This is a genomic window from Bradyrhizobium sp. USDA 4510 (assembly GCF_054059095.1).
Map to the genome: position 1 here is coordinate 3,031,716 of NZ_JBSSBT010000001.1, position 12,157 is coordinate 3,043,872.

11 protein-coding genes and 1 pseudogene are annotated in these 12,157 nt (G+C 65.6%); 7 read left to right on the forward strand and 5 right to left on the reverse strand.

Features of this window, described 5'->3' with window-relative positions:
* The first annotated feature begins 14 nt into the window (after window positions 1-14).
* Window positions 15-1,034, forward strand: coding sequence for a transporter (locus tag ACVMDN_RS13545; protein ID WP_092085466.1), 1,020 nt, complete (start codon window positions 15-17; stop codon window positions 1,032-1,034).
* 24 nt (window positions 1,035-1,058) lie between these two features.
* Complete coding sequence (locus ACVMDN_RS13550; protein WP_076826559.1) at window positions 1,059-2,399, forward strand: carbohydrate porin; 1,341 nt, start codon at window positions 1,059-1,061, stop codon at window positions 2,397-2,399.
* Between the two features lie 27 nt (window positions 2,400-2,426).
* Here the strand turns inward: ACVMDN_RS13550 and ACVMDN_RS13555 are convergent, their stop codons facing one another.
* The 3 genes from ACVMDN_RS13555 to ACVMDN_RS13565 form a co-directional block, all read right to left on the reverse strand.
* A complete protein-coding gene (locus tag ACVMDN_RS13555; RefSeq protein WP_076826561.1) occupies window positions 2,427-3,731 on the reverse strand; it encodes an MFS transporter in 1,305 nt (434 codons plus the stop codon).
* 241 nt (window positions 3,732-3,972) lie between these two features.
* Window positions 3,973-5,169 (reverse strand): acetyl-CoA C-acyltransferase, encoded by a 1,197-nt coding sequence (locus tag ACVMDN_RS13560; RefSeq protein ID WP_076826563.1) that lies wholly within the window; start codon window positions 5,167-5,169, stop codon window positions 3,973-3,975.
* A gap of 454 nt (window positions 5,170-5,623) precedes the next feature.
* Window positions 5,624-5,791 (reverse strand): hypothetical protein, encoded by a 168-nt coding sequence (locus ACVMDN_RS13565; protein ID WP_456835175.1) that lies wholly within the window; start codon window positions 5,789-5,791, stop codon window positions 5,624-5,626.
* Window positions 5,792-5,968: 177 nt separating this feature from the next.
* On the opposite strand from ACVMDN_RS13565, the gene ACVMDN_RS13570 reads away from it, so the two are divergent.
* Window positions 5,969-6,631: a hypothetical protein gene (locus ACVMDN_RS13570; RefSeq protein WP_233475336.1), complete on the forward strand. Its 663-nt coding sequence runs from the start codon at window positions 5,969-5,971 to the stop codon at window positions 6,629-6,631.
* 287 nt (window positions 6,632-6,918) lie between these two features.
* Here the strand turns inward: ACVMDN_RS13570 and ACVMDN_RS13575 are convergent, their stop codons facing one another.
* Window positions 6,919-7,074 carry a hypothetical protein gene (locus tag ACVMDN_RS13575; RefSeq protein ID WP_456843696.1) on the reverse strand — a complete coding sequence of 52 codons (156 nt, stop codon included), beginning with the start codon at window positions 7,072-7,074 and terminating at the stop codon, window positions 6,919-6,921.
* On the opposite strand from ACVMDN_RS13575, the pseudogene ACVMDN_RS13580 reads away from it, so the two are divergent.
* Together ACVMDN_RS13580 and ACVMDN_RS13585 are read left to right on the forward strand one after the other, a co-directional pair.
* A pseudogene (locus ACVMDN_RS13580) lies at window positions 7,022-8,117 on the forward strand (MFS transporter). The gene ACVMDN_RS13575 and the pseudogene ACVMDN_RS13580 overlap by 53 nt on opposite strands.
* A 141-nt stretch (window positions 8,118-8,258) precedes the next feature.
* Window positions 8,259-9,671, forward strand: coding sequence for a sensor histidine kinase (locus ACVMDN_RS13585; RefSeq protein ID WP_076826569.1), 1,413 nt, complete (start codon window positions 8,259-8,261; stop codon window positions 9,669-9,671).
* A 182-nt stretch (window positions 9,672-9,853) separates the two neighbouring features.
* On the opposite strand, the gene ACVMDN_RS13590 is transcribed toward ACVMDN_RS13585, so the two are convergent.
* Complete coding sequence (locus ACVMDN_RS13590; RefSeq protein WP_076826571.1) at window positions 9,854-10,624, reverse strand: enoyl-CoA hydratase; 771 nt, start codon at window positions 10,622-10,624, stop codon at window positions 9,854-9,856.
* Between the two features lie 221 nt (window positions 10,625-10,845).
* Between ACVMDN_RS13590 and ACVMDN_RS13595 the strand changes: the two genes are divergently transcribed.
* Window positions 10,846-11,397: a PaaI family thioesterase gene (locus tag ACVMDN_RS13595; RefSeq protein ID WP_076826573.1), complete on the forward strand. Its 552-nt coding sequence runs from the start codon at window positions 10,846-10,848 to the stop codon at window positions 11,395-11,397.
* A gap of 60 nt (window positions 11,398-11,457) precedes the next feature.
* Complete coding sequence (locus ACVMDN_RS13600) at window positions 11,458-12,069, forward strand: TetR/AcrR family transcriptional regulator (RefSeq protein ID WP_076826575.1); 612 nt, start codon at window positions 11,458-11,460, stop codon at window positions 12,067-12,069.
* Window positions 12,070-12,157: the final 88 nt, after the last annotated feature.

A 12,157-nucleotide genomic window follows, 5' to 3' on the forward strand; every position in this document is an offset into this window, starting at 1 on the left:
CTTGGAGGGCGGCCATGCTGGCTGATCCACCTCCCGCTCCGGTCGGGTCGCTGCTGACCCGTGAGGCGGTCCCCGGTCTGGTCTGGGCGTTCCGCCTGCATCACGACGGCCGTGCCGAGGCGCTTCCGATCGATGCGCCGATCGAGCCGAGCCATGACGGAAGGCTGTGGCTGCACTTCAACCTGACCGACGTCCGCACCCGGGCATGGCTCGCCAACATGCACATCCCGCAGCTCGCGCGGGACCTCTTGCTGTCGAATGACAATTTCCAGCAGATCCACGTCGTCGACAATTGCGTCTACGGCGTGTTTTCCGATCTGGTGCGGGATATCGACGCCGCGACCCGGGAGACCGGCTTTCTCCGCTTTGCGATGACCGAACGCCTCCTGGTCAGCGGCCGCCATCAGGCGCTGTGCTCCGCTGATGCGACGCGCCGCGTGCTCGAAGGTGGCCATCGCGTCGGCAGCGTCGCGGCGCTGCTGGAGAAGATCGTCGACGAGATCGCCGATACCATGGACCGCATGGCGGACAAGATCGGCACCGATATCGATGCGATCGAGGAGCGGGTGCTCGCCGAGGATACCGGATCGGAGCTGCGCAAGAATCTGAGCCGGATGCGCCGCACCTGTGTGCGACTGCATCGCCAGCTCGCCGGCCTGCGCGTGCTGTTTCACCGGCTCGAGCAGAAGAACACCGACAATCTCAGCCCGGCGCTGCGGCTGCAGGCCGGCAAGCTCGCGCAGCGGCTCGACGGCCTCGACCACGACATCGTCGAACTGCACGAGCGCAGCCGCCTGCTCGAGGAAGAGCTGCGCTTCAAGCTCGAGGAGGAGAGCAACAAGCACCTCCACGCCTTGTCCGTCGTCACCATGATGCTGCTGCCGCCGACGCTCGTCACAGGCATCTTCGGCATGAACACCAAGGGATTGCCGCTGACCGACGTCGACAGCGGATTTCTGGTGGCCGCAGGCCTGTTGGCCGGGTCGGCGCTGCTGGCCTATCTGCTGATGCGGCGGCTCGGCATCGTCAAATAGCGCGATCGCACCGCGGCATTTCCCATGTACAGAGTTCTCTCCCCCGCGATGTTGGTGGCCGCGGGCCTCGCACTCGGCGCGCCGGCGCATGCGGAGGACCAGCCCTTCGCCGACCGGATTGCGGATACGCGGGCTGCGCTCGAGGAAGCCGGCTACCAGTTCAGCCTGACCTATATCGGTGAGGGGTTTTCCAACGTCTCCGGCGGCGTCAGCAACGGCGCGGCCTATACCGGCCGTCTCGATCTCGGCACCACCATCGACCTCGAGAAGGCGATGGGCTGGACCGGCGCGACCTTCCACGCCAACATGTACCAGATCCACGGCGACGGGCTGTCGCGGAGCTATGTCGGCAACCTGTTCCTGGTGTCCGGCGTCGAGTCGCTGCCGGCGATGCGGCTCTATGAATTCTGGATCGAGCAGAAGCTGCTCGGCGGCAAACTCTCGGTGCGCGTCGGCCAGCAGGGCTCGGACGTCGAGTTCATCGACAGCCAGTACGACGACATCTTCATCAATTCGGCGCTCGGCTGGCCCGGCATTGTCGGCACCATTCTGCCGGCCGGCGGACCGTCGCCGCCACTTGCCGTGCCCGGCATCCGGTTCAAGGCCAATCTGTCCGATCGCATCACCGCCTATCTGGCACTGTTCGACGGCTCGGCTTCGCCGCCGCAGGGGACGGACGATCCGCAGATATTGAACGCCCACGGGCTGAATTTCCGGGTCAACGATCCGCCATGGTGGATCGGCCAGCTCAAATACAAGTTCGAGATCGGCGAGAGCAGGCTGCCGGCGACCATCACCGGCGGCGCCTGGTATCACGTGGGCTCGTTTGCTGACCAGCGCTTCTCGGCCGACGGGCTGTCGCTCGCTGATCCCGACAGCTCCGGCGACACGCGATGGCTGCGGCGGGACAACGGCATCTTCATGGTCTACGAGCAGCTGCTTGCGCGCGCCAGGCCGGACGCTGACAAGGGCGTGGCGTTCTTCATGCGCGCCTCGGTCAGCCCATCGGACCGCAATCTGATCAGCACCTATGTCGACGGCGGCTTCCTGTTCACCGGCTTCAGCGAGACATATCCGGACGATCGGTTCGGCATCGCCGCGATCTATGCCAGGATTTCGGACGCCGCGCGTGCGCTCGACCGCGACACCCAGATCTTCACGGGCACGCCGTATCCGATCCGCGACTACGAGGCGATTCTCGAGATCACCTACCAGCACGTGGTGAACCCGAATTTCACCATGCAGCCGATGTTTCAATACATCGCCCATCCCGGCGGCGGCGCCGTCGATCCCAACGATCCGACGCAAACGCATCGGATCAAGGACAGCGTGGTGTTCGGGATGCGCACCATTCTGTCGTACTGACCGGCGCACGTCGCGCGGGAAGCGGCCTCAGGCCGCGACCGGCTTCGGCTCCGCCACCGATTTCGGCTGCGGCCGCGCGATCGCCAGAGCGATCAGCGCGGCAAAGATGCACAGCGCGCCGGCAATGAAGAACGCCGGCAGGTAGCTCTGATAGATCGTGCGCGACAGTCCGGCGCCGAACGCGGCGGCGCCAGCGCCGAGCTGATGGCCGGCGAAGATCCAGCCGAACACCAGGTTGGCACGCTCGGCGCCGAAGCGCTGCGCGGTGAGGCGCACGGTCGGCGGCACCGTCGCGATCCAGTCGAGGCCATAGAACATCGCGAACAGCGACAGCCCGTAGAACGTGAAGTCGGAGAACGGCAGGAACAGCAGCGACAGGCCGCGCAGGCCGTAATACCAGAACAGCAGATAGCGGTTGTCGTAGCGGTCCGACAGCCAGCCCGAGACGATGGTGCCGAAGAAATCGAAGATCCCCATCGCGGCGAGCAGGCTTGCCGCCTGCACCTGCGGGATACCGTAGTCGAGGCACATCGGGATCAGGTGAACCTGGACCAGGCCGTTCGTGGAAGCGCCGCAGACGAAGAAGGTCGCGAACAGGATCCAGAACACCGAGGATTTCGCGGAATCGCGCAGCGTGCCGAGCGCGGCGGCCACGATCGGCGCATTGGCCGGCGGCGGCGCGGGAAGCGGCGCGGTGCCCTCGTCGCCGAACGGACGCAGGCCGACGTCGCTCGGCCGGTCGCGCACCACCATCAGCACGGCGAAGGCGGCGACGCCGAGCATGACGCAGACCAGCCCAAGGGCGACGCGCCAGCCGTAGCGCTCGGTCAGTGTCGCGAGGAGGGGCAGGAAGGCGAGCTGTCCCGTCGCGACGCTTGCGGTGAGGATCCCGACCACGAGGCCGCGCCGCGCCACGAACCAGCGCGCAGCGATGGTCGCGCCGAGCACCAGCGCCGTCATCCCGGTGCCAATTCCGATCACGACACCCCACAGCAGGATGAGCTGCCAGACCTGGGTCATGGCGAGCGAGGCCAATAGACCGGAGACCACGATCAACTGCGCCGCCAGCGTCACGTTGCGCAGGCCGTAGCGGTTCATCAGCGCGGCGGCGAACGGCGCCATCAGCCCGAACAGGATGAAGCGGATCGACAGCGCGGAGGAAATCTCGGCGGTGGACCAGCCGAACTCCTTCTGCAGGGGCACGATGAACACGCCGGGCGCGCCGACGGTGCCGGCGGAGATCAGGGCGGCAAGGAAAGTCACGGCCACCATCACCCAGCCGTAGTGGATGTTGCGGCGGGCGAGGGCGGAAGCAAGCCAGTTCGAGATCATTGTGTTCCGGATCGATTGCGGTGAAAGCTTTGCGTGATGCGCAATATGGCACAGAGGAGCCATGGCTAAAATGCCATAGTTCCCTCGTTTTCGGACTTAGGCGCCAGGCCGTCGTACTGCCTCACGGACGCCTTTCATAACTAACTGTCATTGCGAGGAGCGAAGCGACGAAGCAATCCATCGTTCGGTTTGTGAAAAGAGATGGATTGCTTCGCTTCGCTCGCAATGACGGTATACCGGATCAGTGCGCGACCCGCTCGACGGCGATCGCGGTGGCTTCGCCGCCGCCGATGCACAGCGCGGCAACGCCGCGCTTCAGGTTCTGCGCCTCCAGCGCGTGCAGCAGCGTCACGATCAGCCGCGCGCCGGTGGCGCCGATCGGATGGCCGAGCGCGCAGGCGCCGCCGTTGATGTTCAGCCTGTCCCTGGGAATGCCGAGATCGCGCTGCGCCGCCATCGCGACCACCGCAAACGCCTCGTTGATCTCGAACAGGTCGACATCGCCGACGCTCCAGCCGACCTTGTCGAGCAGTTTTCTGATCGCCGGGATCGGCGCTGTCGTGAACCACTGTGGCTCCTGGCTGTGGGTGGCGTGGCCCTTGATCTCGGCCAGCACAGGCAGTCCATCGCGATCGGCGAGCGAGCGGCGGCTGAGGATCAGCGCTGCGGCGCCGTCGGCATTGGCGGAGGAGGCGGCAGGCGTGATGGTGCCGCCCGCGCGGAACGCCGGCTTCAGGCCGGGGATTTTTGCCGGATCGACCTTCAGCGGGTGCTCGTCATTGGCAACGATGCGCGGGCCGGCCTTCTCGGCGAGCGTGATCGGCGCGATCTCGGCCTTGAAGGCGCCGCCCTCGACCGCCTTGCGGGCACGGCTCAGCGTCTCCATCGCGAACGCGTCCTGGTCGGCGCGGGTGAACTGATAGGCCTCCGCGGTCGCCTCGCCGAAATCGCCCATCGAGCGGCCGGTCTCATAGGCGTCCTCGAGCCCGTCCATCATCATGTGATCGATGATGCGGTCGTGGCCGGCGCGATACCCGCCGCGCGCCTTCTGCAACAGATACGGCGCATTGCTCATGCTCTCCATGCCGCCGGACAGCACGATCTCGGCCGAGCCGGCCTTGATGATGTCGTGGGCCAGCATGGTCGCCTTCATGCCGGAACCGCAGACCTTGTTGACGGTGGTGGCGCCGGTGGCATCCGGCAGTCCGGCGCCGCGCGCGGCCTGGCGAGCAGGGGCCTGGCCTTGGCCGGCGGGCAGCACGTTGCCCATGAACACCTCGTCGATGCGCTCGGGCGCAAGTTTTGCGCGTTCGAGCGCAGCCCCGATCACATGCGAGCCGAGCTTGTGCGCCGGCAGCGGCGCGAGCTCGCCCATGAAGCGGCCGAGCGGGGTGCGGGCGGCGGAGAGGATGACGACGGGATCGGTGCTGGTTGCCATGGCAGGAGTCCCTTCAATGCCGGGGATTTGATTGAATTATTGTCATCATATGATGCAATGCAAAAAATGCAACTGCGGCTCTCATGACAAAATGTCGTGTTCGCATGAGTTGGGGACGGGATCGTTCCGCCATCACCAATGTCGTCCTTGCGAAAGCCAGGGGACCCATACTCCGCAGCGGATATTGTGAATGGGACTCGTCGTTCGGGCGCCGCTCAACAATGACGGCCTGTGGTTATGGGTCCCTGCTCCCGTGCGCAATTGCGCACTAGGCAGGGACGACACCGAATAGGTGTCCGCATCTCGACCGTTCGTGACGATCGCGATTCGTCCCTCGATCGGGTGAGACAGACAAACCATACACTCGCTTGGTCGTCGCTTGCGCCGTCGGGCAAATCAGTGATTGAGAATTTTCGCTGGGCGGCGGCGCATCCGAGCTTGTCTGCGACCTGACCTAATCCGACCGCCAGGCGCCGAGCAGAAATCGTCGCTTCGGCGCGCAGCCCGCTTGTTTCTGCACGTCCGGCAGGTCGACGGCATGGCGCTGCATCAGCAGGCGGATTGCGATCGCGATGATTACAAAGGGCGCCAGGTAGATCGCGAAAACTTCGAAGGCGTTCATGTCGTCCTCCGCGGCTTCGGAACAGACATGCTAGTACGATCATCGCGCGCGCGGGCGGCTAAAACTGTACCGGCGCCGCTGAGTTGGCGTTAACCGAATTCCCGGACGCCGATCAATTCAAGGTTGCGGAATACGGGTCTGTTTACCGATCCGGCGCTAGGGCTGGCGGATTGTGCAATGGAAAGTCCCACCGCAATGTCCGTGATCGCCGTCGAGCAGCCGTCCGCCCGCATTCCGCTCTCCGTCAAGATCGGCTTCAGCGCCTTCATGGCTGTCCTGGTGCCGGTGTACACCTACTGCTACGGGCCGACCAACTTTCTGTATTTCTGCGATGTCTGCCTGATCCTCACCTTGATCGGGGTCTGGACCGAGAGCGCACTGTTGATTTCGATGTGCGCCGTCGGACTCCTTGTGCCGCAAACATTTTGGGTGATCGACTTTCTCGCCCATGTCGCCGGCTGCTCGCTCACCGGAATGACCGACTACATGTTCGACCAGAACCTGTCGCTGTTCCTGCGGTTCCTGTCGGGCTTCCACGGCTGGCTGCCGTTCCTGCTGCTGTTCCTGGTCTGGCGGCTCGGCTATGACCAGCGCGCGCTGATCGCCTGGGGCGTGCTGGCATGGGCGCTGCTGCTGATCTGCTACTTTGTGATGCCGGGACCGCGGCCGGACCCGGGCATGACCCCGGTCAACATCAACTACGTCTTCGGCACCAGCGACAGGGCGGCGCAAGGCTTCGTGCCGCCGCTGGTGTGGCTGGCCGGCCTGATGATCGGCCTGCCACTGCTCGCCTTCATACCCACCCATTTCATGCTGCGGCGCGCCGCGCCGCCGATGTAGGGCCTGCGATTCGCGAGGCTACGCCATCACGTCGCTGCGGATACCATCGTGCATGGCCGCATGCGGCAGCCTCGATTGACACCAATCGACTCGGCGCTACGCTGCCGGAACAGAGCGTTTTCCCAAGCGACTCGAGACGAATTCAAAGCGCCGCAAGCACGACCAAGAAGCAAGACCCAGAAGAACAAGGAAAAGGGCAGGACACGCCGTGACACGCGTCATCGCGTCTTGAGCGGGACCACGCGGACCTCCGCGCTCGCGCCATTTCGCATCCGCAGCTATCGCTTTCAATGGCCGTCCGATCTGCTCACCTCCTGGGCGTTCGAGGTCGAGACGCTGGTGCTCGGCTGGTACATCATGGTCGAGACCGGCTCGGTGCTGCTGCTGACCGTGCTGGCGTCGCTGCAATATGTCGGCACCCTGGTCGCGCCGGTCGTCGGCATGATCGGCGACCGCATAGGGCACCGCGATCTGCTCGCCGTGATGCGCTTTGCCTATACGGTGCTCGCCGGCACCATCATGACGCTGGCGCTGACCGGGCATCTCGCCCCGCTGAACGTCATGATCATCGTCGCGATCATGGGTGTGATCCCGCCCGTCGAATCTCGGCGTGCGCGGCGCGCTGCTCGCCGACATCATGCCGCCGGAGCAGCTGGTCGGCGCCATCAGCCTGGCGCGCACCACGCAGGACTCGGCGCGTATCGCAGGAGCCCTGACCGGGGCCGGATTGTTCGCGGCGCTCGGCATCGGCTACGTCTATGTCGGGATTGCCGGCTTCTATTTCGTCGCCGCCATCCTGATGCTCTGCATGAGCCGCCCGAAGTCGCATGGCACGACCGATCTTGCGGCCGCCGCGCCGGGCTCAAAGCTGCTGCGCGACCTCAAGGAGGGCATCGTCTATGCCTGGAGCGGTCCGGGCATGCGCGCCGCGCTCTGCGTCGCGTTCCTCGCCAACCTCACCGCGTTTCCGCTCACCAACGGTCTGTTGCCCTATGTCGCGCGCGACATCTTCCATACCGACCAGACCGGGCTCGGCTATCTCTCGGCAAGCTTTGCGGTGGGCTCGCTGATCGGCTCGATCACGCTCAGCATGGCCGGCGGGGTACGCATCGCGCGGCTCCTGATCGGCGCGACGCTCGCCTGGTACGCCATGCTGCTGGTGTTCGTCGAGCTCAGGACCATGCCGGTCGCGATGGCCTGCCTGCTGCTCGCCGGCATCGCGCAGAGCATGTCGATGATCTCGGCCGCCGTGATGCTGATGCGCAATGCCAGCGCGCATCTGCGCGGCCGCGTCATGGGCGTGCGCATGATGGTGATCTACGGCCTGCCGCTCGGGCTGCTCGCCGCCGGCAGCCTGATCGACCTGATCGGCTACACCGCGACCGGCACGCTGCTCGCCGCCGCCGGCTTCGTCGCCATGCTGGCGATCGCGCTGCACTGGCGCGCCGACCTCTGGCCGACCCACGCCCCGGCCAACGCCCGGTGAGGGGCGCGGCGCGATGCCGCGCCGCGGTCGCCGATGCGCCAAAAGGACGCGACAGCGCGGGCAAGCTGTCGTAGACCATTTTCGACGCTCCCATTTCCAGTGCCAAGTTCCAGTGCCAGGCCTTTTTCGTTTGATATTGTAATGCTCCGTCTTTTGACCCGCCTTGGACTGCGCTTCGACGACATCGTCGAGGAGCGCCGATTTGTAGACCAGTACGTACGGGGCAATATCGGCTGGACGCAGGTCGCGATGCTGCTCGGCGCCTTCACCTATGCCGGATATGCGTTCTGGGATTGGGTGCTCTATCCCGACGTCGTGGCGACCACGCTGGCGATCCGCGGCGGGGTCGCCGTGCTGGTCCTGCTGCCGCTCACCGCCTTGCTCTCGGTGCCGGCGATGAAGCCGTGGGCCGAGACGATCTTCCTCGTCTATTGCGTCGTTCCAGGCTGCGTGCTGCCGAGCGTCTACCTCGTGCTGCCCTCGGGATTCACCTATGCGGCACCCGGCGTGATGATGGTGATCCTGTTCGTCTCGACCATGCTGCCGCTGCGGATCGGGCCACTGGCGGTGTTCTGTCTCACGACATGGATTGCGCTATGCATCGCTGAATCGCTCGGGCCGGCTTTGCCGCCGGGGCTGCGCTTCATCAATCATTCCCTGGTCCTCAACGCCTTTGCGCTGTCGCTTTACGCCGTCGCCGCCCGCGAGTTCCGCGCGCGCCAGCAGTTTCGAACGGCGCAGGCGCTGAAGCAGGAAAAGGAGCGTTCGGAAGCCTCGTTGCGCGATCTGCACGCGACGCAATCGCAGCTCGTGCAGGCCGAGAAGCTGGCCTCGCTCGGGCAGCTCGTCGCCGGTGTCGCACACGAGGTCAGCACGCCGCTTGGCCTGGCGCTGACCACGTCAACCACCATGGAGGCGGACCTTCGCGCGATGGGCGAGGCGCTGAGCGGCACCGCCGTCCGGCGCTCCGACCTGACAAGGGGCATTGCACGAATCGAGAACGGCCTTCGACTGACCTCGGAAAACCTGCATCGGGCATCTGAAATGGTGCACAGCTTCAAGCAGGTCGCCATCCATCACGCCGACGAGGAGCGCCATACATTCGAGCTCGGCGGATGGCTCTCCGAGCTGATCGCAAAGCTCGGGCCGCTGCTGTCCCGGCAGGGATTGATCGTCGAACTCGACTGCCCGCAAGGCATCGTTCTGAGCAGCTATCCCGGCGCACTGGCGCAGGTGATCAGCAACCTGGCGTTCAACGCCGCGGCGCACGCTTATCCCGACGGCCGCGGCGGACGCTTCACCATGACGGTGACGCAGCCGGATCAGGCGCTCGCCCGGATCGCCTGCGCCGACCAAGGCGTCGGCATCCGCGAGGATTTGCAGGCCCGCGTGTTCGATCCGTTTTTCACCACCGGGCGGGAGCGGGGCAATATCGGCCTCGGCCTGCACATCGCCTTCAACACCGTCGTGTCGTCGCTCAGCGGCCGGATCGCGCTGGAAAGCGAACCAGGCCGCGGCACGCTGGTGCTGATCGAGATCCCGGTATCGAGCTAGCCGCTGGTGGTAGCCCGGCCTCTGGCCGATCGACGCATCGGCGAATGTGTGGCGAGGGCGCAGCAAGCGTCGCCCGGATGAGCGAAACGATATCCGGGGCATCCGGCCCCGCATGTCGCTTCGCTCATGCGGGCTACAGATGACATGTTGCGGCGCTCACGCGGGCCACGGGTGCTGAACCGCTACCGCTTGCGATCTAAAAATCCCTGCAGCAGGCGCTGCGGCTCGCCGGTCTGGAACGACTTTCCGAACACGCCGACGCTGAGGTTGACCGACTCGGTCAGCGGCAGCTCTTCCCACTGCCGCAGCAGGTCCTTCTGGATGCGCAGCGCTTCGGGGCCGCATTCCAGCAGCGCCTTGACGGTGTGCTCGACGGCGTCGTCGAGGCCGCCGAGTTTTGCCACGGTGTCGACCAGGCCCCAGGCGAGCGCGGTTTGGGCGTCGATGTTCTCCGCGGTCATGATCAGCCAGCGGGCGCGGCCCCAGCCGATCAGGCGCGGCAGCAGCGCGGCGTGGATCACCGAGGGGATGCCGACGCGCACCTCGGGCATGCCGAACATCGCGTCATGTGCGGCAACGCGGACGTCGCAGGCGGCCGCGACCTCGAGGCCGCCGCCGAGGCACCAGCCGGGCAGGCGGGCGATCACCGGCGCCGGGAATTTGCGCACGGCCTCGCAGAGGTCGCGCAGCCGGCTGATGAATGCTTCGGCGGATGTCTGGTCGAGCGTCGCCATTTCCTTGATGTCGGCGCCGCCGATCATGCTGCGCTCGCTTTCGCCGGCCAGGATCACCGCGCGGATGCTCGGATCGGCGGCCAGATGCTCAAAACCCTCGCGCACGCCGTTGGTGACCGCGGAACTCACGATGTTCAGCTTGCCGGCGTTGCAGATGGTGAGGCGGACGACGCCTCTGTCGTCGCGGGCGATGCCGCAGTGGGGATTGAGCATGTCCATGGAAAAGCCCCGGCGCAGGAATGGATCGACAAGTCATTTCGGGATGGTGCGCAAGCACCAGACCCGGAATCTCGAGATTCCGGGTCTGGTGCTCGCGTCGCCCCGGAATGACTTGCGCCATGTCCCGGACAAAGCATGGCTCTGTCAAGGGACCGGGTGCGGCGGTTGCGCCGAGGGATGCGGATCTATAGAATTATATGCGTCATATAAATGGAGCCGTCATGACCGCCGCCGAAAGCATCGATCTTCGTTCGCCCGATCTAACGCGCACCCGCGTGGTGGAATGGCAGGCGCCCGGACCGGTGGCGAAAGCGGCGCTGCCGATGTCCGGGATCGAGGCGATGCGCGCGATCCGCGACGGCCGGTTGCCGCCGCCGCCGATGGCCAAGATGATCGGCTTCCGCATGGCCGTGGTCGAGCAGGGGCGCATCGTGATGGAACTCGAGCCGCATGAGAGCCTGGAAAACACCATCGGCCTGCTGCACGGCGCCACCGCCGCGGCGCTGCTCGATACCGCGATGGGCTGTGCGATCTCGACCATGCTGCCGGCGGGGCAGACTTCGGTGACGCTCGACCTCAAGCTGACCTATCTGCGGCCGCTGTCGGCACGGTCGGGCACCATCAGCGCCGAAGGCAAGGTGATCAAGCTCGGGCGCCAGACCAGCTACACCGAGGGCTTCGTCCGCGACGGCAAGGGCAATCTTGCGGTGCACGCGACCGCGACGTTTTCGATGCTCGGCGGGGAACCGAAAGTGGCCGACAAGGCGAAATAACTGCAGCATTCCGGCCGCAAATCTGCTATTATATGATTAGAAACATTCCATGAGACCGGCATGCGCTATTCGAAAGAACACAAGCAGGAGACCCACGCGCGGATCGTCAAGAAGGCCGCGGCGCGGCTGCGCGAGCGGGGCGCCCACGGCATCGGTGTCGCCGACCTGATGAAGGACGCCGGCCTGACGCATGGCGGCTTCTACGCGCATTTCGACTCGCGCGAGGCGCTGGTGATCGAGGCCTTCAGCTACGCGATGGACCGCGCCATCGAGCGCTGGCGCAAGGTCGCCGCGGACACGCCGCCGGAGAAGCGACTTTCGACCATCATCGACGGCTATCTTTCGGCGGTGCACCGCGACGATCCCGGCCAGGGCTGCGCGATCCCGGCGCTCGGCGCCGAGATCGCCCGCGAGAGCCCGAAGACCCGCAAGGCGTTTGCCCTCAAGCTCGACCAGATGATCGACATGATGGCCGACCAGATCCTGGACGTGCCGCGCAAGGCCGCCCGCAAGCAGGCGACGGCGACGCTGGCGACCATGATGGGCACCATAGTGATGTCGCGCATCGCCGGCAGCGGCGAAACGTCCGACGAGATCCTGAGCGCGGGCCGCGAGGCGGTGCTGGGACGTGCCGCCGCGGCCAAGGCACCGGCGAAGAAGAAGGTGAATTAGCGCTTAGAGCGCCAACTGGTGCAGCGCGCCTAATATTCGATCCGTCACCCTGAGGAGCGCGCATCGCGCGCGTCTCGAAGGGTCGACG

Coding starts and splice junctions, on each gene's coding strand:
- ACVMDN_RS13545 (WP_092085466.1), top strand. CDS start 15: ATGCTGGCTGATCCACCTCCCGCTCCGGTCGGGTCGCTGCTGACCCGT.
- ACVMDN_RS13550 (WP_076826559.1), top strand. CDS start 1,059: ATGTACAGAGTTCTCTCCCCCGCGATGTTGGTGGCCGCGGGCCTCGCA.
- ACVMDN_RS13555 (WP_076826561.1), bottom strand. CDS start 3,731: ATGATCTCGAACTGGCTTGCTTCCGCCCTCGCCCGCCGCAACATCCAC.
- ACVMDN_RS13560 (WP_076826563.1), bottom strand. CDS start 5,169: ATGGCAACCAGCACCGATCCCGTCGTCATCCTCTCCGCCGCCCGCACC.
- ACVMDN_RS13565 (WP_456835175.1), bottom strand. CDS start 5,791: ATGAACGCCTTCGAAGTTTTCGCGATCTACCTGGCGCCCTTTGTAATC.
- ACVMDN_RS13570 (WP_233475336.1), top strand. CDS start 5,969: ATGGAAAGTCCCACCGCAATGTCCGTGATCGCCGTCGAGCAGCCGTCC.
- ACVMDN_RS13575 (WP_456843696.1), bottom strand. CDS start 7,074: ATGCCGACGACCGGCGCGACCAGGGTGCCGACATATTGCAGCGACGCC.
- ACVMDN_RS13585 (WP_076826569.1), top strand. CDS start 8,259: ATGCTCCGTCTTTTGACCCGCCTTGGACTGCGCTTCGACGACATCGTC.
- ACVMDN_RS13590 (WP_076826571.1), bottom strand. CDS start 10,624: ATGGACATGCTCAATCCCCACTGCGGCATCGCCCGCGACGACAGAGGC.
- ACVMDN_RS13595 (WP_076826573.1), top strand. CDS start 10,846: ATGACCGCCGCCGAAAGCATCGATCTTCGTTCGCCCGATCTAACGCGC.
- ACVMDN_RS13600 (WP_076826575.1), top strand. CDS start 11,458: ATGCGCTATTCGAAAGAACACAAGCAGGAGACCCACGCGCGGATCGTC.